We start from the raw sequence: 26,932 nt of genomic DNA on the forward strand, positions 1-26,932 counted from the left end.
ACCGACATGGTGGCAGGCGATCCCGGGACGGACACCGGGGCGAGGAAGGCCTCGGGCGGGCCAGGGCCACGGCAGGCGTGGTCCGGGTTGCCCTGGCCGGTCCGGTCCGCGGTGCTGTGGAGCGCCTGCCTGGTGGTGATCGTCGCCGGGCTCTACCTGCTGGGAAAGATCGCCGTGCTGCTGGCGCCGCTGGCCATCGCGCTGGCTGCCACCCTCTTCCTCACCGCGCTGCTCGACCCCGTGCTGCTCCTGCTGCGCCGGCTACGGTTGCCGGCGGCACTGGCCGCGCTGCTCACCGTGCTGCTGCTGCTCGGCATCCTGGTCGGGGTCGGTGCCCTGGTGTGGAACCTGACCGCCAGCCAGTTCGACCAGCTCAGCCAGCAGTTGACCCAGGGGTTGGAACGTAGCCGGGACTTCGTCACCTCCAGCCTGCCGGTCACCGACGCGCAACTGGACGACCTCGTCGACCAGGCTCGGCAGGCCGCGGGCAGCGGATCGGTCGACCCGATCGCCGGTGCGCGGACCGCCACCGAGGTGCTCGGCTCCGCGCTGCTCGCCCTGGTGCTTCTCTTCTTCCTGCTCAAGGACGGCCGCTCGATGTGGCACTGGGTGCTGTCCCGGATGACCGGCCCCAACCGACAGGTGGTGGCGGAGTCCGGCCGGGCCGGTTGGCAGACGCTGGGCGCCTACAGCCGGGGCACCATGCTGATCGCCGCGATCGACGCCATCGGCATCGGTGTCGCCCTGGTGGTGCTCCGGGTGCCGCTCGCCCTGCCGCTGGCGCTCATCACGTTCCTGGGTGGCTTCGTCCCGATCATCGGGGCGACCGTGGCAGGCGCGGTCGCGGTGCTGGTGGCGCTCGCCGCCAACGGCCCGACAACGGCGCTGCTGACCCTGGCCGCCGTGGTCGCCGTCCAGCAGATCGAGGGCAACCTGCTGGAGCCGCTGGTCATGAAGCGGCAGGTCCGGCTGCACCCGGCGGTGATCCTGGTGGCGGTCACCGCCGGCACCCTGATCGCCGGCATCGCCGGCGCGTTCGTCAGCGTCCCGATCACCGCCGTCCTCTGGCGTGTCATCGACACCATCCAGAGCCACCGCACCACACCCGCGGGCCCCACTCCGGCCCCGGCTGGGTGATCAGGAGGCTGACGTCGGGGCGAGGCGGGTCTCGAACCAGGTCGCTGCCTGGTCGGCGACCTGTTCCAGGGTGCCGGGCTCCTCGAAGAGGTGGGTGGCGCCCGGCACCACCCGCAGCTCACCGACGTCGCCCAACTCGGCCAACGCCCGCTCGTTGAGCGTGATCACCTCGTCGTCCAGGCCCCCGACCAGCAGCAACGTCGGGGTACGCACCTGCGGCAGCGCGTCGCCGGCCAGATCCGGTCGGCCGCCCCGGGAGACGACCGCGCCCACCCGGTCGGCCCGCGATGCCGCCGCGACCAGAGCGGCGGCGGCACCCGTACTGGCGCCGAACAGCCCGATCGGCACGGTGCCGGCGGGGCGCTCGGCAGCCAGCCAGTCGACGACACCCGCCAACCGGCTCGCCAGCAGGCCGATGTCGAACCGCAGCTCGGCGCTGCGGGCGTCCACCTCGTCCTCGGCCGGGGTGAGCAGGTCGACCAGCACCGTGCCGAGCGCATGCCGGTGGAGCGTGCCGGCCACCGCCACGTTGCGCGGGCTGTGCCGGGAGCTTCCGCTGCCGTGCGCGAAGAGCACCACTCCGCTCGCCCCGGCGGGCATCGTCAGGTCGGCCGGAAGCTCGACGTCCCCGACCGGAATCCGCACCTCGTCCTGCCACCCCTGCATGCCCACCTCCGCTGGCTCGACTTCCGCCCGGTTACCCCACCCGGCCCACCCCACGCCGCGCCCAGGGCGCGGTCGAGCATCGGGGTCCGTTTGTCGGCTGGGCCGGCGGGTACGCGACGAGCGACCGCAGACCGTGTCGGCGCAACCGCGCCCCGACGGATCGCGAGGATCGCCATGGCCCAGCAGCAGCCCTCCCGGCAGCAGCAGATGGACGAACGGAACCGGCGGGAACAGGACGCCGAGCGGAACCGGGACTTCGGAGACGAGGCCGCGTCGGCCCGCCTACCCGACGATCCCAAGGCGATGGCCCCGCGGGACGCGATCGGGCGCCCCTCCCAGGGCGAGCCCATCTGACCTCGGCGTCCGCAACCGGGCGATCGGCCCGCTGATTGGCGGCCGGGGCGGGAGCACTCCCGCCCCGGCCGTCACTCGTGGCTTTCGGGCAACCGCAGCAGCGGCGACCGGCCCGGCGGATGCTCCGGCGGGGGGCCGGCCGGGTCGGCCGGTGGCACCGGCACGGTCACCGGCTCGTCGCAGGTGACCCGCACCACCTGGTCGTGGTGGCGCAGCTCGACGACATCCTCCGGGCCGCCATGACGCAGGGTGTACGTCGTCTGGTGTGGCCGGACGTCCACCCGCAGGGCCAGCCCGCGCCACTGCAGGGAGAACTCCAGTCGGCTCAGCCGGCTGGAGAGCCGCGGCGCGAACGACAGTTGCCCGTCGTGGTCCCGTAACCCGCCCAGCCCGCCGACCAGGGCGAGCCACGCACCGGCCAGCGAGGCCATGTGCACCCCGTCGCGGGTGTTCTCGTTGAGGTCGTGCAGGTCCATCAGCGCGGCCTCGCGCAGATAGATGTGCGCCAGCTCGGGGTAGCCGACCTCGGCGGCGAGCACCGCCTGGGTGCAGGCCGACAACGACGAGTCCCGTACGGTGCGGCGCTCGTAGTAGAGGAAGTTGCGAAGCTTCTGCTCGGGGGTGAACGCGTCTCCCCGCCAGTGCATGGCAAGGACCAGGTCCGCCTGCTTGACCACCTGCTTGCGATACAGCTGGACGTAGGGGTAGTGCAGCAGCAACGGGTACTTCTCGGCCGGCGTGTGCCCGAAGTCCCACTCCTGAAGCCGGGTGAACCCCTCCACCTGCTGGTGGACGTCGAGTTCCTTGTCGTACGGGATGTGCATCGAGATGGCCGCGTCCCGCCAGCTCGCCGCCTCCTCGTCGGTCACCCCGAAACGGAACGCCTCGTCCCGGTAGCGCATCACCACGTCGGCGGCGGTGAGCAGGTTACGCTGCGCCATCAGGTTGGTGTAGACGTTGTCGTTCTTGACCGCCGTGTACTCGTCCGGGCCGGTGACCCCGTCGATGTGGAACTGCCCGTGCCGGTCGTGGTGGCCGACCGAACGCCACAGCCGGGCGGTCTCCACCAGCAGCTCCAGCCCGATCTCCTGCTCCAGCTGGGTGTCCCCGGTGACCAGCACGTACCGGCGCAGCGCATCGGCGATGTCGGCGGCGATGTGGAAGGCAGCCGTGCCGGCCGGCCAGTATCCGGAGGACTCCGGGCCCTCGATGGTCCGCCAGGGAAAGGCGGCGCCCTTGAGGTTGAGCGTCTCCGCCCGTTCACGGGCCTGCTCGAGGGTGCTGTGTCGCCAGTAGAGGGCGTTGCGTACCGCGCTCGGCTGGGTGTAGGTGAGCACCGGGAGGACGAACATCTCGGTGTCCCAGAAGGCGTGCCCGTCGTAGCCGGGGCCGGTCAGCCCCTTCGCGGAGATCGGCCGCCGCTCGGCACGGGCACCGGCCTGGAGCACGTGGAAGAGGCCGAACCGGACGGCCTGCTGCACCTCCGGGTCACCCTCGACCCGCACGTCGGACGCGTCCCAGAACTCGTCGAGATAGCCGCGCTGCTCCCGGCAGAGCCCGTCCCACCCGTCCAGTCGTGCCCCGGCCAGCGCCGCGCCGACCTGGTCGCGCAGGGCGGGCAGCGAGCGACGGCTCGACCACCCGTACGTCAGGTACTTGACCACCCGGAGCTTCTCGCCCGGCTTGAGGACGCAGCCGATGGTGGTGCGGACCCAGTCCTCGTACCCCTCGGACTCGATCGTGGTGTGGTCCGGGCCGTGCACCTCGTGCTCCATGGCGGCGGCCACCCGCAGGCCGGAGACCTTGGTGCGGTGGATCATCTGCCCGCCGTCGGGTGTGGTGAGCTCCTCCTCGGCCTGCAACGGCGACTCCAGCACCGCGGCGACCCGGGGGTCCTTGCTCTGCGGAGGGAGCGTTTCGTTGGCCACCAACTCGGACTGCACGATCAGTCGGAGCGGGCCGTCGACGGCCTCCACCTCGTAGCTGATGGCGGCGACCGATCGCTGGGTGAACGACACGAGCCGGGTGCTGCGGACCTTGACCTCCCGGCCGGCCGGCGAGCGCCAGTGCACCTCCCGGTGCAGGGTGCCGGCCCGCAGGTCGAGGATCCGTTCGTGGCCGAGCAGCTCGCCGTAGCGCACGTCCAGCGGTTCGTCGTCGACCAGCAGCCGGATCAGCTTGCCGTTGGTGACGTTGACGACGGTCTGCCCGGACTCGGGGAAACCGTAGCCGGCCTCCGCGTACGGCAGCGGCCGCAACTCGTAGAACGAGTTGAGGTAGGTGCCGGGAAGGCCGTGCGGCTCGCCCTCGTCGAGGTTGCCGCGCAGCCCGACGTGACCGTTGGAGAGCGCGAAGACCGACTCCGACTGGGCCAGCACGTCCATGTCCAGCCGGGTCTCGCGGACGTGCCAGGGCTCGACCGGATAGGCCCGCTCCCGGATCACGCGGGACCCCGCCGGCCTGTCGGCTGCGGTGTCGGCGGCTCGACGTCGCCCGCGTCGAGGAGATCGGCCAGATCCTTCACCACGATGTCGGCGCCGTGCGCGCGCAACTCGTCGGCCTGGCCGACCCGGTCGACCCCGATCACGTAGCCGAAGTCACCAGCCCGGCCGGCCGCCACCCCGGAGAGCGCGTCCTCGAAGACGGCGGCCTGCGCCGGGTCGACACCCAGCAGCCGGGCGCCGGCCAGAAACGTGTCCGGGTGGGGCTTGCCGCGCAGCCCCTGCGCCCGGGTGACCAGGCCGTCGACCCGCGCCTCGAGCAGGGGTTCCAGCCCGGTGGCGGCGACCACCTCGTGGCCGTTGGCGCTCGCGGTCACCACGGCCCGGCGCAACCCCGCGTCGGCGGCCGCCTGCAGATAGCGGACCGAACCCGGGTAGACCTCGACGCCGGCGGTCCGCAGGCGCTCCAGCAGCAGGACGTTCTTGCGGTTGCCGACGCCGTTGACCGTTTCGGCGTCCGGGGGGTCGTCCGGGCCGCCCTCGGGCAGCACGATCCCGCGGGACGCGAGGAACGCCCGGACGCCGTCGGCGCGGGGACGGCCGTCGACGTAGCGGTTGTAGTCCGGACCGGGGTCGAACGGCTGGAACGGCTGGCCGGTGGCCGACGCGCGCTGCCGCAGGAACTCGTCGAACGTCTCCGTCCAGGCGGCGTTGTGCACGCGGGCGGTCTGCGTCAGCACACCGTCCAGATCGAAGAGACAGGCGGTCACATGAGCAGGTAGGCCCAGCACGCTAAGAATCTAACCACCCAGCCGGGCCGCTAAACCCCGTTTCCGCCGCCGTCCGCGCGGCTCAGTTCGGTCGGAGCGTCCAGATGACGGTCATCGCCGAGGTGGGCGTGCCGTCCTCGGTGGTGATCTCGACCTCGACCGGGAACTCGGGCCGCCGGCCGGACTCCAGCTCGTCGATCACCTCGAGAGCGGGCCGGCCGAGCCGCGCGGTGGCCAGCACCGGCCCCCGGGCCAACGTGCGGTACGCGATGTCGGCGCGGACGGCCAGCGGCACGGCCCGATCGAGCAACTGCCCGAAGGCGGCCAGCACCACCGCACCCGAGGCCGTCTCACCCAGGGTGAACATGGCCCCGGCGTGCGGCCCGCCGACGTGGTTGTGGGTGGCCGGGAGGTCGGGGAGCCGGACGACCGCCCGGACCCCGCCCTCCGCCTCGGGTGCCACCTCGACGAATTCGAAGCCGAGCGTGCGGGCGAACGGCACGGCTTCCAACATGCCGGCCGCCACCTGGCGGGAGTCGATGGTCATGGCCCGACGTTAACGGCCGGTAACCTGCCCCGCAATCAGCCGTTTACCAGGTTCGGCAGGTGTTCAGAGGTTGGCGATCGTCCGTAGGATCTCCGCGTAGAAATTGCCGTCGATGCTGCGGAAGAGGGCAAAGTCCCGATCCGGGTCGCCGAAGAACGGGCGCAGCGTCCAGGCGAGCTGGGTGCCGACGAACCCGAACAGCAGGATCCAGATGTAGAGCAGCGTCATGCTGGCCGGCCGCTCCGTGGGCTCGCCCCGCCGTACCGGCCGGGCACTCCACTGGTGCTGCGACGCCGGGTGGCCGGGGGGCAGCATGCCGGGCGGGAACGAGACGCCGGCGGGCGCCCCCTGGGCCGGGACCTGCGCCGGGGCCGCCACGGCGGACGACGTGGCGTCGGGGGTCGCGCCGTTCGGGACCGAACCGGCCGAGCCGGCCACCGCTGCGCCGACCGGTACGGCCACCGGCGCGGCGACCTGGCCGGAGTCCGGTGCGGCCGCGGGCAGCGCCGCCTGGGCGGTCTGGGCCTGGGCCGCCTCCGGCGCGAGCAGGCCGTGGTCGTTGAGCACCTGCATCCCGCCGGTCAGGAAGCGCAGCCCGACCACCGCCGACAGGGTCAGGATCGCCACGTTGAGCAGCTTGAAGAACCCGTAGTCGGGTGCGGTGATCAGGAAGAAGAGGCTGATCGGGGCGAACGCCACCGCGAGCATCGAGGTGACCGTGATCGCCACCATCACCAGCGACAGCGACTGACGCACCGACAGGCGGGCGCCGAAGACCAGGTTGAACAGGTAGAGCGTGGGCAGGCAGATGGCGAGCGTGACCAGGAACAGCAGCGGCAGCTTCAGCGCGGAGGTCAGCGCCATCAGCGGGCTGTGGAATGCCCCCAGCACCGCGCCGTAGCAGGCGAGCGCGATGGCGGAGCTGGCCAGCATCCGCCCGGTCAACCGGTTCAGGTCATGCTCGGCCACGATCTGCTGCCAGATGCCCTGCCGGTCGCGAAGGATGCGCTCGATGACGAGCGGGCTGGGACGGTCACCCGACACGGGTGGCCCCCTCTCGGTGGCGTTCGATGTGGACTCGGTGCGCAGACGGTAGGACAACGGGCAGGGGTGCCGCCACCCCGCTTCGGCGTGGTGTCACCGCCACCCGATGTCGATCCGGGCTCCGCGCTCGTCGAAGAAGTGCAGCGCGTCCATCCGGACCGACACGGCGAGCGGATGACCAGCGGCGACCGCCGGGTACGGCGCCAGCCGCACCGCCAGCTCCGCCGGACGGCGGTGGTGCCGGCCCGGATCGGGAAGCACGCTCGTCCGGGTGCCCTCACCCGGCTCGTCGACCGCCTCCACCGGCTTGCCGGTGAGCCGCTGCATCACCGAGCCGAACCGGCGCAGGCCGCGTTGGCCCAACGGTGGCGGATCCAGCGGCGCCCCCATCTCGTCGACCACGATGGCGGTGGCACCGATGTCCAGGAACGCCAGTGACTCGTGCCCGTGGTGCTCCAGATAGCGGATCCGGCCGCGCAGCACGTCGCCGGGGCTGTCCGGGGAGACCGGTGTGAGCGCCTCGGCGCGCATGCCGACCACGATCCGCTCACCGTGGTAGTGGGCCACCACCCGGCTGCGGATGTCGTTCCAGGGCAGGTAGAGCGACTGCTCCCCGAGGTTGAGCGTGACGTACCGGTCGAGGTGGACGTAGACCGACGCCTCCAACAGGTTCATCCGTGGGCTGCCCAGGAAGGCGGCCACGTAGAGCGTCGCCGGCCGGCCGTACACCTGGGTGGGGGTGCCCACGTCCTGGAGCACACCGCGGCGCATGATGGCCACCCGGTCGGCCATGGTGAGCGCCTCGGCCTGGTCGTGGGTGACGTAGACGGTGGTGACGCCCAACTCGCGGGTGAGGCCCGAGATCTCCGCGCGCAGCTCGGCGCGCAGGCCGCTGTCGAGGTTGGACAGCGGCTCGTCCATCAGGAAGAGCCCGGGCCGGCGGACGATCGCCCGGCCCATCGCGACCCGCTGGCGCTGCCCGCCGGAGAGCTGGCCGGGTTTGCGTGCGAGCACGTCGCCGATGCCCAGCGCACTGGCCACGTCGCCGACCCGCTCACCCCGCGGTGTCGGTTCCACCCCGGCCAGCCGCAGTGGAAAGGCGATGTTGTCGCCGACGGACATGTGCGGGTAGAGCGCGAAGTCCTGGAAGACCATGGCGATCTTCCGGTCCCGTGGCGGCAGGTCGTTGGCGAGCTCACCGTCGAGCAGCACCGCGCCCTGGGTCGGGTCCTCCAGCCCCGCGATCATCCGCAGCACGGTGGACTTGCCGCAGCCGGACGGGCCGAGCAGGACCATGAACTCGCCGTCGTTCACGTCGAGGTTGACGCTGTCGACGGCCAACGTGCCGTCCTTGAAGATCTTGGTGACATCCTTGAGCGCGACGGTGGTCACCGTCTCCTCCCCCAGTTCGTCGGCCGATCCGGTCGACCTGCTGCCGGCGGTCAGCCCCCCAAGACTGTGACCAGGATCATTGGATCAGCACATCGGGTGAACGTCTCATGTTCGACGAATGACGCCGCCATCGATCGAAACGCGGCATTACGAGACGCGGTTTCAGCAGGGCTGCGTCAGCCCGGCCGGCTCGCCCAGGAACACCCGGCGCACCACCCGCTCCGCCGCACGACCGTCGTCCAGCGCGCAGAACCGGACCCGGAAGTGCTCGCGTGCCCTGGTCGCCGCGTCCGAGCGCACCCCGTCGGTACGGAACAGGTCGAGCAGGTCGGCGAAGGTCGTCGTCACGGCGCCCGGCGGCTCCGCCGTGACGTCGAGGTAGACCCCCCGGGCCAGCCGGTACGCCTCCCAGTCCGGCGCGTAGAGCACGATCGGCCGGTCCAGCACCGCGTAGTCGAACATCGCCGAGGAATAGTCGGTGACCAGCACATCGGCGATCAGATAGAGGTCCTCGACCCGCTGGTAGCCGCTGACGTCGCTCACCCGCTCCCGATCCACCAGCCGGCGGGGGTGGCGGTCCCGGTCGTGGAAGTAGTGGCTGCGCATCAGCAGCCGACCGGAGTCACCGAGCGCGGTCAGGAACCGGTCGGGGTCGAACGGCGGCCGGTAGCCGGGCAGGTGCTCGCGGTGCGTCGGGGCGTACAGGACCACCTGCTCGTGAGGGCCGATGCCGAAGTCGGCACGCAGCCGGCGCACCTCATCCGGACCAGCGGTGACCAGCCGGTCGTTGCGCGGGTAGCCCACCTCCAGCGTGGTGTACGACGCCGGGTAGGCCCGGTCCCACATCTGGGTCGAGAAGCTGTTCGCGCTGACGCTGTAGTCCCAGCGGTCCACCCGGCGCAGCAGCCCGGCGAAGTCCATCCGGCCCGCACCGATCGGGTAGCGCTGCTGGTCCAGCCCCATCACCTTGACCGGCGTGCCGTGGTGGGTCTGCACGTGCACCTGCTCCGGCCGCTTGTGGACGAAGTCCGGGAAGTTGACGTTGTTGACCAGCCACCGGGCCCGGGCCAGCGCCCGGTAGTACGCCGGGGTGCCCGCGACGACGTACTCCGCGCCCGCCGGGACGGTGTCCACCCGGTCCCGGCGCACGATCCACACGCCCCGCACCCCGGGAGCGAGCCGGCGGGCGACCTCGTAGATCGCCGCCGGGTTGCAGGAGTACCCCCGGTACCAGTAGGCCGCGTACACCGCGAGCGTCGGATCCACCGGACGGCGCAGTTCCGCCCGGTAGTACTCGCGCAGCAGGCCGTCGCGGGTCAGCCGGGCGCCCCGCCGGGCGGCCGGGCCGAACCGGCGTCGCGCGGTGCGGGCCTGCCGGCGGGCCAGGTCGCGGGCCCGGCTGGCGGCCCGCAACGCGCTGAACGTCCGCCATCGGCCGGTGGCGACCAGCCGGTGCTTGATCCCCTCCACCCCGTCCGGCGCCGGGTAGCCGCCGCCCGGCAGCCACCGTGCGTAGTCGGCAGTGATCTGCGCGAAGAAGGCCGGCCGCAGCTCCGGGGCGATCCGCTGGCCGTTGCCGAGCACGGTCAGGTAGTGCCAGATCATCCGCTCGAAGACCGCCGGCCGCAGGCCACCCACCGCCGGTCCCCAGTCGTCCATCAGGTGGAAGACCCGGTGCCACTGCGGGAACACCTCGAAATGCCGGTCCCCCCTGGTGCGGGTGATCGCACCGGCGCGACGCTGCCGGTAGTTCACACACACCAGATCGAGGACGCCGATCCGCTGCGCCGCCATCAGCACCGGGTAGCTGAACGAGACGTCCTCGTACCAGCCGGGCGCGAAGCGCAGCCCCACCTCGACCAGGAACTCCCGGCGGACCAGCCGGTTCCACGCGGTGTGCAGCAACCGCATCGCCTCCGGCCGGTCCCGCAGCCGGAACGTGTCCGCGCCGGGCGACTCGGGGAAGACCTCGGCCATCGCGCTGCGGGTGGCGGTGTCGTTCCAGTGCGCCCGGACGTGGTCGACCAGCAGCACGTCCGGTCGGGTGCCGCGCAGCCGGTCGGCCACCACGGGCAGGCAGACCGGCGCCAGCCAGTCGTCACCGTCGAGGAACCAGACGTACTCGCCGACGGCCCGGTCCAGCCCGAGGTTACGGGCCGGACCGAGGCCGACGTTCTCCCGCAGCCGAACCGAGCGGACCCGCTGGTCGCGGGCCACGTACTCGTCGATGATCTCGCCGCTGGAGTCCGGTGAGCAGTCGTCGACAGCGATCACTTCGAGGTCGGTCTCCGGCTGGCCGAGGATCGAGTCGAGGCACTCACGCAGGTATCCCTGCACCCGGAAGGCCGGTACCACGAAGCTGATCAGGGTCATCCGGCCGTCCCTCCGTCAGCGCGGCGCGACACCTCCCGCGCCCACCGGCGCGGCCGACGCCCGCGCGCTCCGGGCCGGCCGGACGAACCAGGCCAGGACCACGCTCACCACGAAAACCACGAGAAGGTACGCACCGAGTGTAACCAGACCGATACTCACGATTCCGGCAATCGCCGCGAGGGTCACCAGCGCCGAGCGACCCTCCCAGCCCAGCGTCGCCGGGTGCAGTGGCGGCGCCGCCTGCCGCTTCTCCAGCCGTGCGGTCAGGTCGTAGTGGTGCACGGTGAGCACGAGGACATAGCCGAAGATCAGCCATCCCGGTGCACCGCCGACCACCCCGGCCGCGATCGCGAACAGATACTCGGCGGCCCGCAGCGCGGCGGGCACCAGCCAGTCCAGCGGGCCGTTGTGCGCGGCCCCCGAGCCCAGGCCGCCGACCAGCAGCACCAGCAACGCCACCGGCACCACCCAGCGCAACCGGTCGGGCGTGTCGGCCAACAGCGCCACCACCAGCAGCGCCGCCGGGCCGAGCGTGGCGATCACCGCCAGGGTGAGCGGCCCCATCGGGCGGACCACGGGCAGCCGGCGCGCCAACGGGCCGTCGTCCCGATGCAGGGTGGCATCGACCGTGTCCAGCACCGGCACCCACATCCAGCGCGCCCGCAACGTCCGCAGAGCCCCGGTGTACGCGAACGCCAGCGCACCCCAGACCAGCACCGCGATCAGGCTGACCAGCGGGTTGAACAGCGCCACGGTCAGCGCGATCAGCGCCCACCGCTCGCCGATCGGAAAGACGACGGTCCGCTTCAGCCAGTACGACAGCGAGCCGGTGTCCGCCTGCACCCGCGTCGACGCGGCGTTCAGCCGGTCACCGATCCCACCGCTGGCACCGGTCGTCCGGGGACGGCGGGCCGCCTCGTCGTGCAGCACCCCGTACCAGGTGTCGGTCATGTGCCGGACGGTCTGCAACGTCATCGCGGCGATCGCCAGCGCCCAGCCGTTGCCCAGCCCGGCGTGGCTCACCCCGAAGCCCAGCCCGGCATAGACCACGTACTCCTTCACGCGGTCTGCCATCGTGTCCAGCCAGCCACCCCAGGCACTGAAGTGCCGGGTGTAGCGGGCCAGCTGGCCGTCCACGCAGTCCAGCACGAAACCGAGGTAGAGCAGCACCGCGCCACTGACCAGCGCGGGTCGCCCGCCGACACCGAACAGCACCGCGGCGGCCAGCGCGAAGAGCACCGAGATCACCGTCACCCCGGTCGGGGTGAGCCGGAGCCGGGCCGCCAGCCGGACCACGTACGGCGACCAGGTGCTGACGAAGTACGTGGAGAAGAAGTCGTCCTTCTCCTTGACCGACAGCCGCAACTCGGCCCGGTCCTCGTCGACCGCCGTCACCGCCGCCTCGGCAGCGGCCAGCCCGGCCGCGTCGTCGACCCGGTGCGCGACGAGCAGGCGTACCCGCTGGGCGAAGATCAGGGTGCCCAGCGCGGCGAGGCCCGCGACGAGCCGGTCCACGGCGGACCCGGGGCCACCGGCCGCGACCGAACCGGTCGGCCCGCCGCCGCCGGCCGGTGGCAGCGGCGACACGTCCCCGGCCGGGCCGAGTGGGGTGACGATGGGCAGCATGCCGGCCGCCGCGGCACGGGCGGCCGCGGCCAGGGTCGGCAGGTCGTCCACGCCGACCCGCAGCGCGCCACCGAACACCCCGGTCGCGTCGCCGTCGAGGGCGTCCACCGCGTCGGCGTCGGTGATCTGGCCGCGCTCCTCGCGCACGGCTGTCCGCCCGGGCACCGGCGGGTCGGCGAGCACCAATGCGACCGTCGGGCCCACCGGGCTGGTCGCCAGGTGCCGCAGCACGGCGGTGTGCGCGACCAGGTCGGTGCCCGTCACCAGCAGCGAACCGGTGGCGGTGTCCGCCAGCGCGGCCAACTCCTCGAGGGTGGCGGCGAAGCGCACCTCGTCCGCGCCGGCCCGGCGCAGCTGGGCCGCGATACGGTCGGCCAACGGCTCGCCGGTCGCGGTGGTGAGGCCCGCCGCGGGCGTCCCGCCGGCGAGCACGATCGCGAGCGTCACCGTGGAACCGCGGCGTGGTACGCGTCGAGCGCCTCGGCGATGGTGCCGTCGAGCGTCAACCGGCCCGCGTCGAGATACAACCCCCGACGGCAGAACCGGGTCAGGTCCTTTTCGTTGTGTGACACCAACACCAGCGTGCGCCCCTCCCCGAGCAGACGATCAATCGTCGCGTAACACTTCTTGCGGAACTCCGCGTCCCCGACCGCGGTCACCTCGTCCATCAGCAGGACCGGGTGCGGCAGGTGCGAGATGATCGCGAAGCCGAGTCGTACCTTCATCCCCGACGAGTAGTGCCGCACCGACGTGTCGATGGCCCGTTCCACCTGCTCACCGGCGAACTCGACGATCTCGTCGAAGTGCCGCTTCAGATAGCCCGTGGACAGGCCGTGCAGTCCGCCGACCAGGTGCAGGTTCTCCCGGCCGGTCAGGTCGTTGGAGAAACCGGCGGACAGCTCCAGCAGCGGGGCCACGGCGCCGTGCACCCGGATGCTGCCCTCGTCCGGAATGAGCACCCCGGCGATCAGCCGCAGCAGGGTGCTCTTGCCGGTGCCGTTGCGGCCGATCACCCCGACCGTCTCGCCCGGCTCGACGGTGAACGAGACGTCGCGCAACGGCCAGAACTGGCCCGGCAGGGCACCCCGCCCACCCCGGTGGATGAACAACTCCCGCAGCCGCAGCTGGCGGCGACGGTTGCGGACGAACCGGATGCCCAGGCCGTCGGCCTCGATGATCGGCGCGGCCATCTCAGAGTTCCTTGAGCACGGCGGGCTCCAGCCGGCGGAACGACCACCAGCCGGCGGCCAGCACGAGCAGGCTGCCGGCGATCGTGGTGGCGAGCAGCCGGGCGTCCGGGAACTCGTCCGGGTACCAGATCGCGTGGTGCAGCTGGAAGATCCCGACCAGCGGGTTCAGCTCGTACAGCACCTTCAGCCAGCCGGGCAGACCGGACTGCCGGACCAGGCTGAGCGGATAGATGATCGGCGTGGCGTAGAAGAGCACCCGGATGAACAGCCGCATGAGCCGTTCCACGTCGCGCATCAGCACGTTCCACGCGGAGAGCAGCAGCGCCAGCCCGATCAACAGGATCCCCTGCACGACCACCGCGAGCGGCAGGGCCAGCAGAGACCAGCCCACGTGCACCCGCCCGTGTGCCGCGTAGATCGCCGCGATCGCGATCAGGATCGGCAGGCCGGCCACGTACTCGGCGAACCGGCCGGTGACCCGGCCGATCGGAAAGACCTGACGCGGCACGTTCATCGTGGTGATCAGCCGGGACTGGCCGGTCAGGGCGTTGGTCGCCTCACTCAGCGCCGAACTGGTCCACATCCAGGCGAAGATCCCGGTGATCAGGAAGAGCGGGTACGACCCGGCCGCCTCGCCGAGGTGCCGCCCGGTGTCGCGGGAATAGAGCACGCCGAAGACGAACCAGTAGATGGCGCCCATGCCGAGCGGCTCGATCAGTGACCAGAAATAGCCCAGCACCGACTGCTGGTACTTGACCGCCAGGTCCCGTCTCACCAGGATGCGCAGCGAGCTGCGGTGCGACCACAACGCCGCGACGCCAGAGGTCACCGCAGCCTCCCGCCTCCTGAAACGGACGACAGGTTAGCAGTCGGTGAACGAATGCCCCGCATCCACCGGGTTCAGCACTCGATCACGTTGACGGCCAGACCGCCGCGCGCCGTCTCCTTGTATTTGACCTTCATGTCGGCGCCGGTCTCCCGCATGGTCTTGATGACCTTGTCCAGCGACACCGCGTGCACCCCGTCGCCGCGCAGCGCCAGGCGGGCGGCCGTGATCGCCTTGATGCTAGCCACCGCGTTCCGCTCGATGCAGGGAATCTGCACCAGGCCACCCACCGGGTCGCAGGTCAACCCGAGGTTGTGCTCCATGCCGATCTCGGCGGCGTTCTCCACCTGCTCCGGGGTTCCGCCCAGCGCCTCGGCGAGCCCCGCCGCCGCCATCGAGCAGGCCGAACCGACCTCACCCTGGCAGCCGACCTCCGCACCGGAGATCGAGGCGTTCTCCTTGAACAGCACACCGATCGCACCGGCCGTCAGCAGGAACCGCACCACGCCGTCGTCGTCGGCGCCCGGCACGAAACGGGTGTAGTAGTGCAGCACCGCCGGAATGATCCCGGCCGCGCCGTTGGTCGGCGCGGTGACCACCCGACCGCCGGCGGCGTTCTCCTCGTTCACCGCCAGGGCGAACAGCGTCACCCAGTCCATCACGCGCAGCGGGTCGGTGGTGCCGGTGTCCGCCTCCAGGCTGCGCCGCAGCTCCGCCGCGCGCCGCCGGACCTTCAACCCACCAGGGAGTACGCCGTCGCGCTCGCAGCCGCGCTCCACGCACTCCCGCATCACCCGCCAGATCTCCAGCAGGCCGGCGCGGATCTCCGCCTCGCTACGCCAGGAGCGTTCGTTGGCCAGCATCACCTCGCTGATCGACAGACCGGTCGCCGTGGTCACCCCCAACAGCTGCGCCCCGGTCAGGAAGGGGTGCTTCACCCGGGTGCTGTCCGGCTTGATCCGGTCCGCGCCGGCGGCCGCCTCGTCCGCCACGAAACCGCCACCCACCGAGTAGTAGGTGCGGTTGCGCAGTTCAGAGCCACTGCCGTCGTACGCCGTGAAGGTCATGCCGTTCGGGTGGTACGGCAGCGACCGGCGGCGGTGCAGGGTCAGGTCCCGGGCCGGGTCGAAATCGATCTCGTGCGCGTCCAGCAGGCTGATCCGCCGCTCGACCTTGATCCGCTCGACCCGAGGGCCGACGGTGTCCGTGTCGACCGTCTCCGGCGACTCACCCGACAGCCCGAGCAGCACTGCCGGCCCGCTGCCGTGGCCGTGACCGGTGGCGCCCAGCGAACCGAACAGCTCGGCCTGCACCCGCGCCGTGTCGGTGAGCAGCCCGTCGGCCTTGAGCCCGGCCGCGAAGGTGCGAGCGGCCCGCATCGGCCCCACCGTGTGCGAGCTGGACGGCCCGATGCCGACGCTGAAGAGGTCAAAAACACTGATCATGGCTGCGCTTCCTCGCCGTCGTCCCGTCGTGTGGGATCCGGCCCGGTCTAGCCGCCCGGTCAGGGCGGCCCCGCTCGTGGCGGCCCGGGTTGGCGGCCGCCGGCCACCCGGGGTGTGGGTGCCCAACCAGCGAGCCTACCCGCCCAGGTCACGGCCCACCCCGCCGCCGCGACACCGCCGCCGGAGATCCACCCCCCGGCCGTCGCACCGCCACCGCCCCGCCACCCTGCCACCGCGCCACCCCGCCACCCCACCGCCCCGCCGCCCCGCCACCCCGCCACCCCGCCACCCCGCCGCCCCGCCGCCCCGCCGCCCGGCCGCCCTGCCGCCCTGCCGCCCTGCCGCCCCGCCGCCCCGCCGCCCCGCCGCCCTGCCGCCCTGCCGCCCGGCCGCCCGGCCGCCCGGCCGCCCGCATGATCGTGCTCGATCCAGGATGTAGTGGCCTCCGCGCGACTGCGATGCCACTACATCCTTGATCGAGCACGATCATCGCGCGGGGCCGAACGCGGGCGGTGTGGATGGGCGTGGTGCGTTGGAGGGACGCCGCACGGGTAAGCACCTACGGGTCCACGGAAAGCCGGTCCTCCTCGGGACGGAGGGCGAGCTGGCCATCCCTTTCTACCGTGGATTGCAGACGCGGCGTACCGCCGCAGAGTGGGAGTACGACGATGAGTCGCAAACTGGTTCGGCCCCGCGAGGGGCGCATGATCGCCGGTGTCTGCGCCGGCCTCGGTCAGCGGTTCGGGATGTCGGCAGGGATGGTCCGGTTGCTGTTCCTGCTGTCGTTGCTGTTGCCCGGCACGCAGGTGATCGTCTACCTGATCCTGTGGATCCTCATGCCGGACGAGGGCCGCTACCTGTCGTCCACCCAGCACTGACCCCGGATCACCGAACCTGCACGGTGAAGCGCCCGCCCTGGACGACTGTCGGGGCGGGCGCTTCGCGTTCGGGGTACGCGGCGGGTCAGGGTGCGGTGTAGGTGATCGTGACCTGCTGGTAGCCCAGGGAACGCAGCAGCCCCTCCAGCATCTTGCGGGTGTTCTCCTCGGCGCGTGCGGAGAGCCCGCTGTCCCGGGCGGCGCCGGTGATTCGTTCCTCGGCGAGCTTGTAGACCTGCTGCTGCCGGTTGGGGTCGTTGCCGACCAGGTCCCCGAGTCGGTTGAGCAGACCGCGCCGTTCGGCGAAGACGTAGCTCTTTTCCAGGTCGAGGTTGGTCTCACCGAGTTGCGGCGCCGGCAGCTTGATCTCGACGGACTTGCCGTCGGCCGACGTGACCACAGCACCCTCGCCGATCTTGCCGAAGTCGACGTAGGCCTCGACGCTGCCGGCCCCGACGAACAGGGTGCGCTCGTTGAGCAGGAAATCCGGAACGTTGCGCCGGTCGTTCTGGGTGTCGACCACGACCTGGAAGTTGCCCTCGGCGGCCACGTAGCGGCTCAGGTCCTGGATCGACTTCAGCAGCGGCGGCTGGCTGCGGTCGGTCTGTTCCTTCGCGAACGGGTTGCGGAACTCCGGCAGGAGCCCGGTGGCCTGGATGCCGAGCAGCACCACCACGGCCAGCGCGGCGGCCCCCAGCAACATGAGCAGACCGCGCGCCGGCCCACCGGCGCCGCCGGTCGACGGGCCGCCGGCAGAGGGGCCGCCGGTCGACGGGCCGCCGGTCGACGGGCCGCCGGAGCCGCCCCTTGTGTCCGTGGTCGGCTCAGGTTTCGCCGCCGACCGCTCCTTGAGATCGTCGCCGGTCGGATAACCGGGGAACTCCCTCGTGGGCTCGTTGATGCCAGCGTCGCGGGCCATCACGCTCACCGTCCTCGTCAGACACGTCGTCTGCCATTGACGGTACGGCCCCGGTACGACAGCCGCGCGGCGAGCGCCCGGATTGCGTAAACGGGCAGGTCAGGCGAAGGCGGAGAGCCCGGTGAGCCGCTGTCCGACGACCAGCTGGTGGATTTCCGTGGTGCCCTCGTACGTCAGCACGCTCTCCAGGTTGTTCGCGTGCCGCATCACCGGGTACTCACCGGAGACGCCGTTGGCGCCGAGGATGGTGCGGCACTGCCGGGCTATGGCCAGGGCCTCCCGCACGTTGTTCAGCTTGCCCACGCTGACCTGCTCGGGCCGCAGGCGGCCGTTGTCGGCAAGCCGACCCAGGTGCAGGGCCAGCAGCTGCCCCTTCACCAGCTCGACGGCCATGTCAGCGAGCTTGGCCTGGGTGAGCTGGAAGCCGGCCAGCGGTCGACCGAACTGGGTGCGGGTGGTGGCGTACGTCAGCGCGGTCTCCAGGCAGTCGCGGGCCGCACCGACCGAGCCCCAGATGATGCCGTACCGGGCCTCGGTGAGGCAGCTCAGCGGGGCCTTGAGCCCGACCGCCTCGGGCAGTTGCGCGTCCGCCGGGAGCCGGACGTCGTCGAGCACGATCTCGCCGGTCACCGACGCGCGCAGCGACATCTTGCGACGGATCTCCCGGGCCGTGACACCGGGTGTGTCCATGGGTACGGCGAAGCCCCGAACGCCCTCGTCGGTGCGCGCCCAGATCACCCCGACGTCGGCGATCGGCGCGTTGGTGATCCACATCTTGCCGCCGGTGAGCACCCAGTCGTCGCCGTCGCGGCGGGCCCGGGTGGCCATCGACGCCGGGTCGGAGCCGTGATCCGGTTCGGTCAGGCCGAAACAGCCGATCGCCTCGCCGGTCGCCATCGACGGGAGCCAGCGCTGCTTCTGCTCCTCGCTGCCGTAGCGCCAGATGGCGTACATGGCCAGCGAGCCCTGCACCGAGACCAGCGAACGGACGCCGGAGTCGCCGGCCTCCAACTCCTGGCAGGCCAGCCCGTAGGCGACGGCGGAGGCACCGGCGCAGCCGTAGCCGGTCAGGTGCATGCCGAGCAGCCCGAGCTTGCCGAACTCCCGGGCCAGTTCGCGGGCCGGCACCCGGCCCTCCTCGTACCAGTCGGCGACGTGCGGGCGCACCCGGTCGTCGACGAGCTGGCGTACGACGTCCCGGATCTGCCGTTCCTCCTGGGTGAGCGACGGGTCCAGGTCGAGCAGGTCCAGCGCAGCGGTCATGGACGTCACCTTAACGAAGGCTCAAGCCGTGGCAGAAGGGCTCGTCACTCGATCGCCTCGGAGAGCACCAGCACCCGGGCGTGGATCTGGTTGCGCTGTTGCAGGGCGGCGCGCAACGCCCGGTGCAGGCCGTCCTCCAGGTAGAGCCCGCCGTTCCACTGCACCACGTGCGGAAAGAGGTCGCCGTAGAAGGTGGAGTCCTCGGCGAGGAGCTTGTCGAGCGCCAGCTCACGCTTGGTGGTGATCAACTGGTCCAGGCGCAGGGGTCGTGGCGGAATCTCCGCCCACTGCTTGAGCGTCAGGTTGTGCTCCGGATAGGGACGCCCGTCCCGGACCGCTCTGAAGATCACGACGGCACGCTCCCCTCCCCGTGGCCGGGCCGACCGGCGGCGGCGAGCCGGGCCGCGGCAGGCGCCGCGTGGCGCGGCACCGATGACCATGCCAGCCTAGCCGCCCAGCGCACGCTCCGTTCTGCTCCCTGATGTCAGTTTCGCTACCGCTCGCCCGATCCCGGACCGGGACGTACGGGACGCCGCGCTCAATCCCATCGGCCACGCCGCACGACCTCGCCCATCGGACGACGGCCGCGGCGTAGCGATGGTGACCGATGGTCGGTCAGTCCGTAACCGATTGTGACGGCACCGATGGGTTGGTACTCCGTCGGCACGCCGAACGCGTTCCGGTAGTCGGGCAGCCGTTGCGGCGGGATGCCGAAGAAGCACGCGCCCAGACCCTCGTCCACCGCGGTGAGCAGCATCAGCAACGCGGCGAAGCCGGTGTCGACGTGCCAGTAGGGCACCGGCCAGCGGTCGGTGGACCGATCCGTCCAACCCTTGTCCGGCTCCGCGTACCGCTGCAGGTAGGCCGACTCGTTCGAGTGCGGCACCACGATCAGCGGCGCCCGGCGCATCCCGGTGAGCCAGCGCTCCCGCCCGCCACCGTCCGGCGTGGTGGCGGCCCAGAACCGCTCCCGGTCGGCCGCCTCCTCCAGCACCAGGAAACCCCAGCCCTGGGCGAACCCGGCCGACGGCGCGCGGACCGCGTGCTCCAACAGCCGGTTCACCACGTCGGGCGGGACCGGCCGGTCCGGGTCGTAGTTGCGCACCATCCGCCGCCGGCGGACGACCTCGGCGAACTCCATCAGGCCCCGGGCCGGATGCCCCAGGCGCCCCGCCAGGTCGCGCCGGGCTTGAGCGTGAGCACGTCCTTGCCGGAGCGGAACGCGTCCGGCGGACAGGTCATCGGCTCGACCGCCACCGAGCGGCGGTGCCGCTCACCGGTGAGCGCGTCCCCGGTGAACACCTGCCACCAGCCGAACTCCTCGTCCGCCCAGATGCTCACCTGAGCCGACCCGTCCGGCGCGGCCAGGCTCACCGACGAACCGCCGTCGGCGTCGGGGACCACCTGACCGAAGCACAGGTCCAGCTGTGCGGCACCGATCCGGCGCGGGCTGGTCCAGTCGTACTCGGTGCCGGTCACCGGGGTCGCCCCGACCGGCAGCAGCCGCCCGTCCACCAGCAGCCGGGTACGGGCGGGCAGCCGCATGATCAGGTCGTCGACCGCGACGCCGGGCAGTTGCAGGTACGGATGCACGGAGAAACCGAACGGCGCCAGGTCATCGCCGATGTTGGTGACCTCGTGCTCGGCGCGCAGCCCGTCCCGGCCGACGCTCCACCGGCTGTGCAGCCGCAGCGGCCACGGGTAGCCCGGCTGCGGCGGCAGGTCGTAGCCGACCGTCACCGCGTCCGCGGACTGCTCCAGCAGCCGCCACGGCACCCAGTTGACCAGCCCGTGGATGGCGACGTGCCGCTCCGGCTCGGTCAACGGGAGCTGGTGGGTCCGGTCGGAGAACACGTAACGCCCATCCCGGATCCGGTTCGGCCAGGGCGCCAGCACCTGCCCGGCGCAGCCCGGGGCGACCTCGTCGGTCCGGTACCCGTCGACCAGGTCGACACCGTCCTGCCGGTACGTCCGCAGCCCGCCGCCCACCTCGACGATGACGGCCTCGTGGCCGGCGGCGGAGATGGTCCACTGGGCGCCGGAGAACGGGCGCTGATCGGGTCTTTCCATGCCGGCGACCCTAACCGGTCACGTCCGGTCACCGCTCGACGCCGTCGCGGCCCGGTAGCGCAGCAGCGCCGGGAACGCGACCGCGAGCACCACCACGAGCACCGCCGAGGCGAGCCCGCCGGCCACCCAGGCCACCCCGCCGCCGAGACCGGCGGCCATCGTGCCGGCCCGCAGGTCGCCCAGGCGCGGGCCACCGGCCACCACCACCGTGTTGACGCCCTGGAGCCGCCCGCGCATCCGATCGGGCGCGTACACCAGCAGCATCGTCTGGCGCAGCACCGAGCTGACCAGGTCGGCGGCCCCGGCCACGGCGAGCAGGGCGACCATCAGCCAGAGCTGCCGAGCCAGGCCGGCTGCCGCGATCGCCAACCCCCAGCCGACCACCGCGAGCACCAGCCCGAGCCCCTGCCGGCGGAGCCGGCCGATCCAGCCGGAGGTGAGCCCGCCGAGCATCGAGCCGATCGCGATGGCGCTGTAGAGCCAGCCGACCGTCGCCGGATTGTGGAACCGCTCGGTGGCGATCTCCGGAAAGAGGGCCCGGGGCATGGCCAGGACCATCGCGATGAGGTCCACCCCGAACGAGATCAGCAGCACCGGCGTCGTCGCCAGGTAGCGGAATCCGTCGATGACGCTGGCCAGGCCGGCCCGACGCGGGCCGACCCCGGCCTCCGGATCCGGCTCCGGCGGCATCGCGGGCAACCGCCACGTCGCCCAGAACGAGGCGCCGAACAGCAGCGCGTCCACCGCGTACGCGAGCGGCAGTCCCACGTCCGTCCGCCAGATCGCGAAGATCAGACCGGCGGCGAGCGGCCCGAAGACCGAGGTGGCGGTGAACGTGGTGAAGTTCAGCGTGCTGGCGGCCGGCACCAGGTGTTCCGGGACCAGGCGCGGCAGGATCGCGCTCCGGCTGGCCGAGGTGATCGCGAAGGCGGTCGACTGCACCGCGACGAGGAGCAGCAGCAACAGCGGGCTGCCCACGCCCAGCAGGGCCTGCACCAGCAGCGCCACCGTCGACGCCCAGAGCAGCACGCCGCCGCCGAGCAGCACCCGACGCCGGTCCCGGGCGTCGGCCACCGCGCCGCCCCAGAGCCCGAACACCAGCAGCGGCAGGAACCCCGCGATGCCGAGCAGACCTACCCAGAACGATCCCCCGGTCAGCCCGAACATCTCCACCGGTACGGCCACCGCGGTGAACTGGAAGCCGAACATCGCGACGCCGTTGCCGAACCACACCCGCCGGTACGTGGGCACGCCCAACGGGCGCAGGTCGATCGCCCAACGCCGCGTCCCGCGCGGCCGGGCTTGCCGCACACCGGTCACGGTGCCAGCCGCTCGACGGCCCAGGCGCCCTCGTCGGTGCGGCGGAAGCGGAGCCGGTCGTGCAGCCGGCCGGCCCGGCCCTGCCAGAACTCGACCATGTCCGGCCGGACCCGCAGCCCACCCCAGTGCGGCGGCGGGGGAATGTCGGCGGTGTCGGCGAACCGGTCCGCTGCCGTCCGGTAGCGCTCCTCCAGTGCCGCCCGGTCCGGCACGACCTGCGACTGCGGGCTGGCCCACGCGCCGAGCTGGGAGCCGCGCGGCCGGCTGGCGAAGTACGCCTCGGTGGCGTTCCGGTCGACGGGCGTCACCCGCCCGCTGACCACCACCTGCCGCTGCATGGGAAACCACGGAAAGACCAGGCTGGCGTACGGGTTCTCGGACGCCTCGACGCCCTTGCGGGAGAGGTGGTTGGTGAAGAAGACGAAACCGTCCGGGTCGTACCCCTTCAGCAGCACCGTCCGGCCGCTCGGCCGCCCGGCGGCGTCGGCGGTGCCCACCACCATCGCGTTCACCTCGGGCAGCCCGAAGGCCACCGCGTCGGCGAACCAGCGGTCGAACTGGGTGTGCCAGTCGACGGCCAGATCAGCTTCGGTCAGGCCCAGGTCCGCGTCGTACTCGTTACGCATCGCGGCCGGGGCGGGTGTGTCGCCCGTCACGTCCCCACTCCCTCTCGGCGGCCCCGGCGACGCCCTCCCGCGCTGGCCAGCCCGCGCCACCCAGTCTCACCGAGCGGCGCGCAGAATGCGCGTTCGGGGATGTCGTGTGCAGCACAGTCGCAGTGGGTCGCGTATCCGGTTACTCAGCAGGCAAGATGTTCCGAACACATCCCTGAGGGTCGCCTAAGGCGCTCGGCCGACCGGGCCGGATGAGCTGATCGGGCGCACCGACCAGATCCAGGAGAGCGACATGGCCGATTTCAAACCCGGACTGGAGGGCGTCGTCGCCTTCGAGACCGAGATCGCCGAACCCGACCGCGAGGGTGGCGCGCTGCGCTATCGCGGGGTCGACATCGAGGATCTGATCGGCCAGGTCTCGTTCGGCAACGTGTGGGCGCTGCTGGTCGACGGTCGGTTCGGGCCGGGTCTGCCGCCGGCGGAGCCGTTCCCGGTGCCGGTGCACTCCGGTGACATCCGCGTCGACGTGCAGTCCGCGGTCGCCATGCTGGCGCCGTACTGGGGGCTCAGCCAACTGCTGGACATCTCCGACGAGCAGGCCCGCGAGGACCTGGCCCGGGTCTCGGTGACCGCGCTGTCCTTCGTCGCCCAGTCCGCCCGCGGCCTCGGTCTGCCGGCAGTGCCGCAGAAGGAGATCGACAAGGCGCAGACCATCGTCGAGCGGTTCATGAAGCGCTGGCGGGGCGAGCCCGACCCGCGGCACGTCAAGGCCGTCGACGCGTACTTCATCTCGGCCGCCGAGCACGGCCTGAACGCCTCCACCTTCACCGCCCGCATCGTGGCCTCCACCGGGGCGGACGCGGCGGCCTGCATCTCGTCGGGCATCGGCGCCCTCTCCGGCCCGCTGCACGGCGGCGCCCCGTCCCGGGTGCTCACCATGTTGGAGGCGGTGGAGCGCAGCGGTGACGCGGAGGGCTACGTCAAGGGCGTACTCGACCGCGGTGAGCGGCTGATGGGCTTCGGCCACCGGGTCTACCGTGCCGAGGACCCGCGCGCCCGGGTGCTCCGGCGCACCGCGAAGGAGCTGGGCGCGCCGCGCTTCGAGATCGCCGAGGCGCTGGAGAAGGCGGCCCTGGCCGAGTTGCAGGCCCGCCGCCCGGACCGGGTGCTCGCCACCAACGTCGAGTTCTGGTCGGCCGTGGTGCTGGACTTCGCCGAGGTACCGGCGCACATGTTCACCTCGATGTTCACCTGCGCCCGGATGGGCGGCTGGAGCGCGCACATCCTGGAGCAGAAGCGCCTGCAGCGGCTGGTCCGCCCGTCCGCCCGCTACATGGGCCCGGACACCCGCAAGCCCAGCGACGTCGAGGGTTGGGGCGCCGTTCCGCACGGCGTCTGAGGCGTACGGGAGCCCCTTCTCGACGTCCGCCGTCGAGGAGGGGCTCCTTCCTGACCACCGCCCGAGCGGGCGGCACCGGATGTGGCGAAGGACTCAGACCGGCCCTCGGGACCCCGACTTTCCGGCACCGGCCAGGGTGCGAGGATGAGGGTCGGCAGTGTCGCCGGGCCCGCCCTCGCCCTTGCGGAAGGACCAACAGAACCGTGGCTGACGCACCGACCATCCGGATTCCCGACGAGATCAAGCCCGCCGACGGACGCTTCGGCTGCGGCCCGTCCAAGGTCCGTCCGGCGGCAGTGTCCGCCCTCGCCGAGGTGGCCACCAGCTACCTGGGCACCTCGCACCGGCAGAAGACGGTCCGGGACCAGGTGGCCCGGCTGCGCGCCGGCATCGCCGAGTTCTTCTCGCTGCCCGAGGGTTACGAGGTGGTGATCGGCAACGGTGGCACCACCGCGTTCTGGGAGGTCGCCACCTTCGGTCTGATCCGCGACCGCGCGCAGTTCGCCAGCTTCGGCGAGTTCGGCGCCAAGTTCGCCACGTCGGTCCGGGACGCTCCGTTCCTGGGCGAGCCGACCGTCCGCAAGGCCGACGCGGGCGGCGCCCCGACCCTGGTCGCCGAGGCCGGTGTCGATGTCTACGCGACACCGCAGAACGAGACCTCCACCGGCGTGGCGGTGCCGATCAGCCGTGTGGCGGGGGCGGACGAGGGCTCCCTGCTGCTGGTCGACGCCACCTCCGGCGCCGGCGGTCTGGAGGTCAACGTCGGCGAGACCGACGTCTACTACTTCGCGCCACAGAAGTGCTTCGGCTCCGACGGCGGTCTCTGGCTGGCCCTGATGTCGCCGGCCGCACTGGACCGGGCCACCGAAATCAAGGCGTCCGGGCGGTACATTCCGGCCTTCCTCGACCTGGTCACCGCGATCGACAACTCCCGGTTGCAGCAGACCTACAACACCCCGGCGCTGGCCACCATCTTCCTGGCCGCCGAGCAGACCGACTGGATGAACGCGCAGGGCGGCCTGGCCTGGGCCTCGAAGCGCACCGCGGAGAGCGCCGCGACGGTCTACGGCTGGGCGGAGCGGTCCACGGTGGCCAACCCGTTCGTCAGCGACCCGGCACTGCGGTCCAACGTGGTCGCCACCATCGACTTCGTCGACGAGGTGGACGCCACGGCGATCGCCAAGGCACTGCGCGCGAACGGCATCGTCGACACGGAGCCGTACCGCAAGCTCGGTCGGAACCAGCTGCGGGTGGCTCTGTTCCCCTCCATCGAGCCGGCTGACGTCGAGGCCCTGACGGCGTCCATCGACTACGTGGTCGAACGGCTCTGAGACGATCGTCACGGACGGTGTTCGCCGGGGCCTCGGCGGACACCGACCGTGATCATCGTTGCAGCTCAGTCGCGACATGCGGGGTGTCGCTTCCCCCACCCCGAAGCAGATGCGCGTACGGTGGTCCGAGACGCCTGGGTGGCCGACTCGTGGCGTGCGGCCAGCGAAGCGGGACGGAGGCAACGTTATGCGCCCAGTACGCTTCGTCGCCCTCTCCGAGGACGGCCATGCTCTGGTTCTCGCCGACGAGGTCGGGCGGCTGCTCGCCCTGCCGATCGACGACCGGATCTCCGGCGCGTTGCACGCCGAGCCGGGGGCTCCGCCGCTAGCCGTGGCGCCGAGCACCGCCGAAACGATCCCCTCACTGTCCCCTCGAGACATCCAGGCCCGCATCCGCTCCGGGGAGTCCGCCGAGGACGTCGCCCGGATCGCCGGTGTGCCGGTCGACCGCGTGCTGCGGTACGCAGGCCCGGTCCTCCAGGAGCGGGCGATGCTCGCCCAGCACGCCCGCCGCACCCGGCTCAAGGGCGCGGAGAAGCCCACCCCGCTCGCCGAGGTGGTCAACGGCCGACTGAGCCAGCACGGCATCGACACCGAGAAGATCTCCTGGGACGCATACCGGCGCGACGACGGCACCTGGCGGATCGTCGCCACCTGGCCCTCCGGCAAGGCCACCGCGCAGGCGATCTGGGATCTCGACAAGACCAGGCAGGCTGTCACCCCGCACGACGACATGGCGCAGTACCTGTGCGCCGAGCGGCCCACGCCGATCCTCGGCCAGGAGCCGGCGCCGGAGCGGGGCGGGCATGCCCTGCCCGGTCCGTCGCGCGGCGAGCCGAGCCGCGGTGGGCACGGGCTGCCGGCGGCTTCCGAGCACCCGCGCACCGCGCGGGACCCGATCCGGGCCGGGCGGGACGCCCTGCTCGCCTCGCTGGACCGCCCGCTCGGCAACTCGTCGGGGCGCGGCCTGGAGCCGCGTACCCCGGCCGCCCTCGGCGGGTCCGACGCACCCCGGCAGCGGCCGGTCGGCGGTGGCGCCGCGGCGCTGCTCGGCGGTGGCCAGGGGTCGGCCTTCGACGACGATTCGGACGCGCCCAAGGAGGTGCCGGCCGTGCCGTCGCTGGCGGTGCTGCGGCCCCGCCGGACGGGCGCGGCCGCTGCCGCCGGCGGCGAGTCCACCGACGCCAACGGCAAGCCACGCAAGCGGCTGCCGAGCTGGGACGACGTGCTGTTCGGCAGCGGTCCGGCCGCCCGCGAGTCCTCCTGACGCTTCGCGTCGACGGGTGGCTGTGTCGTCATCCGTCGGCGCGGGGGCGCTCGACGTGCC

24 protein-coding genes are annotated in these 26,932 nt (G+C 72.1%); 6 read left to right on the plus strand and 18 right to left on the minus strand.

Annotated features, from left to right (window positions below; genetic code table 11):
* Positions 1-6: 6 nt before the first annotated feature.
* Positions 7-1,137 (plus strand): AI-2E family transporter, encoded by a 1,131-nt coding sequence (locus tag ACLJN9_RS06500; protein WP_410810154.1) that lies wholly within the window; start codon positions 7-9, stop codon positions 1,135-1,137.
* On the opposite strand, the gene ACLJN9_RS06505 is transcribed toward ACLJN9_RS06500, so the two are convergent.
* Positions 1,138-1,803 carry a dienelactone hydrolase family protein gene (locus ACLJN9_RS06505; RefSeq protein WP_410810155.1) on the minus strand — a complete coding sequence of 222 codons (666 nt, stop codon included), beginning with the start codon at positions 1,801-1,803 and terminating at the stop codon, positions 1,138-1,140. It abuts the gene before it with no gap.
* Positions 1,804-1,977: 174 nt separating this feature from the next.
* Between ACLJN9_RS06505 and ACLJN9_RS06510 the strand changes: the two genes are divergently transcribed.
* Positions 1,978-2,157, plus strand: a complete 180-nt coding sequence (locus ACLJN9_RS06510) for a hypothetical protein (protein WP_410810156.1) — start codon at positions 1,978-1,980, stop codon at positions 2,155-2,157.
* Between the two features lie 71 nt (positions 2,158-2,228).
* Here the strand turns inward: ACLJN9_RS06510 and ACLJN9_RS06515 are convergent, their stop codons facing one another.
* The 10 genes from ACLJN9_RS06515 to ACLJN9_RS06560 all read right to left on the minus strand — a co-directional run bounded on the left by ACLJN9_RS06515 (position 2,229) and on the right by ACLJN9_RS06560 (position 15,811).
* On the minus strand, positions 2,229-4,601 hold the full coding sequence (locus ACLJN9_RS06515; RefSeq protein ID WP_410810157.1) for a glycoside hydrolase family 65 protein: 2,373 nt from the start codon (positions 4,599-4,601) through the stop codon (positions 2,229-2,231).
* The gene (locus ACLJN9_RS06520; RefSeq protein WP_410810158.1) at positions 4,598-5,389 is read right to left on the minus strand and encodes an HAD family hydrolase; all 792 of its coding nucleotides are present in this window, start codon (positions 5,387-5,389) and stop codon (positions 4,598-4,600) included. The genes ACLJN9_RS06515 and ACLJN9_RS06520 overlap by 4 nt, the downstream gene beginning before the upstream one ends.
* Before the next feature lie 61 nt (positions 5,390-5,450).
* On the minus strand, positions 5,451-5,915 hold the full coding sequence (locus tag ACLJN9_RS06525; protein WP_410810159.1) for a DUF4442 domain-containing protein: 465 nt from the start codon (positions 5,913-5,915) through the stop codon (positions 5,451-5,453).
* Between the two features lie 63 nt (positions 5,916-5,978).
* The gene (locus ACLJN9_RS06530) at positions 5,979-6,959 is read right to left on the minus strand and encodes a hypothetical protein (protein WP_410810160.1); all 981 of its coding nucleotides are present in this window, start codon (positions 6,957-6,959) and stop codon (positions 5,979-5,981) included.
* Between the two features lie 93 nt (positions 6,960-7,052).
* Positions 7,053-8,351: an ABC transporter ATP-binding protein gene (locus tag ACLJN9_RS06535; protein WP_410810161.1), complete on the minus strand. Its 1,299-nt coding sequence runs from the start codon at positions 8,349-8,351 to the stop codon at positions 7,053-7,055.
* Positions 8,352-8,513: 162 nt separating this feature from the next.
* Entirely contained in the window at positions 8,514-10,724 is a 2,211-nt protein-coding gene (locus ACLJN9_RS06540; RefSeq protein ID WP_410810162.1) for a CDP-glycerol glycerophosphotransferase family protein, read from the minus strand.
* A 15-nt stretch (positions 10,725-10,739) separates the two neighbouring features.
* Positions 10,740-12,797 (minus strand): DUF5941 domain-containing protein, encoded by a 2,058-nt coding sequence (locus ACLJN9_RS06545; RefSeq protein ID WP_410810163.1) that lies wholly within the window; start codon positions 12,795-12,797, stop codon positions 10,740-10,742.
* Positions 12,794-13,540 carry an ABC transporter ATP-binding protein gene (locus ACLJN9_RS06550; RefSeq protein ID WP_410810164.1) on the minus strand — a complete coding sequence of 249 codons (747 nt, stop codon included), beginning with the start codon at positions 13,538-13,540 and terminating at the stop codon, positions 12,794-12,796. Before ACLJN9_RS06550 ends, ACLJN9_RS06545 begins: the two co-directional genes overlap by 4 nt.
* Before the next feature lies 1 nt (position 13,541).
* Positions 13,542-14,369: an ABC transporter permease gene (locus ACLJN9_RS06555; RefSeq protein ID WP_410810165.1), complete on the minus strand. Its 828-nt coding sequence runs from the start codon at positions 14,367-14,369 to the stop codon at positions 13,542-13,544.
* A gap of 71 nt (positions 14,370-14,440) precedes the next feature.
* Entirely contained in the window at positions 14,441-15,811 is a 1,371-nt protein-coding gene (locus ACLJN9_RS06560) for an L-serine ammonia-lyase (RefSeq protein ID WP_410810166.1), read from the minus strand.
* 668 nt (positions 15,812-16,479) lie between these two features.
* Here ACLJN9_RS06560 and ACLJN9_RS06565 point away from each other — a divergent pair.
* The gene (locus ACLJN9_RS06565; protein ID WP_410810167.1) at positions 16,480-16,689 is read left to right on the plus strand and encodes a PspC domain-containing protein; all 210 of its coding nucleotides are present in this window, start codon (positions 16,480-16,482) and stop codon (positions 16,687-16,689) included.
* An 85-nt stretch (positions 16,690-16,774) separates the two neighbouring features.
* On the opposite strand, the gene ACLJN9_RS06570 is transcribed toward ACLJN9_RS06565, so the two are convergent.
* The 7 genes from ACLJN9_RS06570 to pdxH form a co-directional block, all read right to left on the minus strand.
* A complete protein-coding gene (locus tag ACLJN9_RS06570; RefSeq protein ID WP_410810168.1) occupies positions 16,775-17,608 on the minus strand; it encodes a DUF4230 domain-containing protein in 834 nt (277 codons plus the stop codon).
* 99 nt (positions 17,609-17,707) lie between these two features.
* Complete coding sequence (locus ACLJN9_RS06575; RefSeq protein ID WP_410810169.1) at positions 17,708-18,871, minus strand: acyl-CoA dehydrogenase family protein; 1,164 nt, start codon at positions 18,869-18,871, stop codon at positions 17,708-17,710.
* Positions 18,872-18,915: 44 nt separating this feature from the next.
* Positions 18,916-19,221, minus strand: coding sequence for a type II toxin-antitoxin system VapB family antitoxin (locus ACLJN9_RS06580; protein WP_410810170.1), 306 nt, complete (start codon positions 19,219-19,221; stop codon positions 18,916-18,918).
* A 188-nt stretch (positions 19,222-19,409) separates the two neighbouring features.
* Positions 19,410-20,012 (minus strand): nitroreductase family protein, encoded by a 603-nt coding sequence (locus ACLJN9_RS06585; protein WP_410810171.1) that lies wholly within the window; start codon positions 20,010-20,012, stop codon positions 19,410-19,412.
* A complete protein-coding gene (locus ACLJN9_RS06590) occupies positions 20,012-20,941 on the minus strand; it encodes an aldose 1-epimerase family protein (protein WP_410810172.1) in 930 nt (309 codons plus the stop codon). The genes ACLJN9_RS06585 and ACLJN9_RS06590 overlap by 1 nt, the downstream gene beginning before the upstream one ends.
* 18 nt (positions 20,942-20,959) lie before the next feature.
* Positions 20,960-22,261: an MFS transporter gene (locus ACLJN9_RS06595; protein WP_410810173.1), complete on the minus strand. Its 1,302-nt coding sequence runs from the start codon at positions 22,259-22,261 to the stop codon at positions 20,960-20,962.
* Positions 22,258-22,887 (minus strand): pyridoxamine 5'-phosphate oxidase, encoded by a 630-nt coding sequence (pdxH, locus tag ACLJN9_RS06600; protein ID WP_410810215.1) that lies wholly within the window; start codon positions 22,885-22,887, stop codon positions 22,258-22,260. The genes ACLJN9_RS06595 and pdxH overlap by 4 nt, the downstream gene beginning before the upstream one ends.
* Before the next feature lie 280 nt (positions 22,888-23,167).
* On the opposite strand from pdxH, the gene ACLJN9_RS06605 reads away from it, so the two are divergent.
* The 3 genes from ACLJN9_RS06605 to sepH all read left to right on the plus strand — a co-directional run bounded on the left by ACLJN9_RS06605 (position 23,168) and on the right by sepH (position 26,872).
* Positions 23,168-24,274 carry a citrate synthase 2 gene (locus tag ACLJN9_RS06605; protein ID WP_410810174.1) on the plus strand — a complete coding sequence of 369 codons (1,107 nt, stop codon included), beginning with the start codon at positions 23,168-23,170 and terminating at the stop codon, positions 24,272-24,274.
* A 203-nt stretch (positions 24,275-24,477) separates the two neighbouring features.
* A complete protein-coding gene (serC, locus tag ACLJN9_RS06610; RefSeq protein ID WP_410810175.1) occupies positions 24,478-25,605 on the plus strand; it encodes a phosphoserine transaminase in 1,128 nt (375 codons plus the stop codon).
* A gap of 187 nt (positions 25,606-25,792) precedes the next feature.
* The gene (gene sepH / locus ACLJN9_RS06615; protein ID WP_410810176.1) at positions 25,793-26,872 is read left to right on the plus strand and encodes a septation protein SepH; all 1,080 of its coding nucleotides are present in this window, start codon (positions 25,793-25,795) and stop codon (positions 26,870-26,872) included.
* The last annotated feature ends 60 nt before the right edge of the window (positions 26,873-26,932 follow it).

Source organism: Micromonospora sp. 067-2 (assembly GCF_046549295.1).
Lineage (GTDB): Bacteria > Actinomycetota > Actinomycetes > Mycobacteriales > Micromonosporaceae > Micromonospora.

Excerpts from the sequence above, each read along its gene's own strand:
- ACLJN9_RS06550 (WP_410810164.1), bottom strand. The coding sequence starts at position 13,540 with ATGGCCGCGCCGATCATCGAGGCCGACGGCCTGGGCATCCGGTTCGTC.
- sepH (WP_410810176.1), top strand. The coding sequence starts at position 25,793 with ATGCGCCCAGTACGCTTCGTCGCCCTCTCCGAGGACGGCCATGCTCTG.
- ACLJN9_RS06590 (WP_410810172.1), bottom strand. The coding sequence starts at position 20,941 with ATGGAAAGACCCGATCAGCGCCCGTTCTCCGGCGCCCAGTGGACCATC.
- ACLJN9_RS06585 (WP_410810171.1), bottom strand. The coding sequence starts at position 20,012 with ATGGAGTTCGCCGAGGTCGTCCGCCGGCGGCGGATGGTGCGCAACTAC.
- ACLJN9_RS06605 (WP_410810174.1), top strand. The coding sequence starts at position 23,168 with ATGGCCGATTTCAAACCCGGACTGGAGGGCGTCGTCGCCTTCGAGACC.
- ACLJN9_RS06510 (WP_410810156.1), top strand. The coding sequence starts at position 1,978 with ATGGCCCAGCAGCAGCCCTCCCGGCAGCAGCAGATGGACGAACGGAAC.
- ACLJN9_RS06570 (WP_410810168.1), bottom strand. The coding sequence starts at position 17,608 with ATGGCCCGCGACGCTGGCATCAACGAGCCCACGAGGGAGTTCCCCGGT.
- ACLJN9_RS06540 (WP_410810162.1), bottom strand. The coding sequence starts at position 10,724 with ATGACCCTGATCAGCTTCGTGGTACCGGCCTTCCGGGTGCAGGGATAC.
- ACLJN9_RS06525 (WP_410810159.1), bottom strand. The coding sequence starts at position 5,915 with ATGACCATCGACTCCCGCCAGGTGGCGGCCGGCATGTTGGAAGCCGTG.
- ACLJN9_RS06500 (WP_410810154.1), top strand. The coding sequence starts at position 7 with ATGGTGGCAGGCGATCCCGGGACGGACACCGGGGCGAGGAAGGCCTCG.
- ACLJN9_RS06505 (WP_410810155.1), bottom strand. The coding sequence starts at position 1,803 with ATGCAGGGGTGGCAGGACGAGGTGCGGATTCCGGTCGGGGACGTCGAG.
- pdxH (WP_410810215.1), bottom strand. The coding sequence starts at position 22,887 with ATGCGTAACGAGTACGACGCGGACCTGGGCCTGACCGAAGCTGATCTG.
- ACLJN9_RS06565 (WP_410810167.1), top strand. The coding sequence starts at position 16,480 with ATGAGTCGCAAACTGGTTCGGCCCCGCGAGGGGCGCATGATCGCCGGT.
- ACLJN9_RS06560 (WP_410810166.1), bottom strand. The coding sequence starts at position 15,811 with ATGATCAGTGTTTTTGACCTCTTCAGCGTCGGCATCGGGCCGTCCAGC.
- ACLJN9_RS06575 (WP_410810169.1), bottom strand. The coding sequence starts at position 18,871 with ATGACCGCTGCGCTGGACCTGCTCGACCTGGACCCGTCGCTCACCCAG.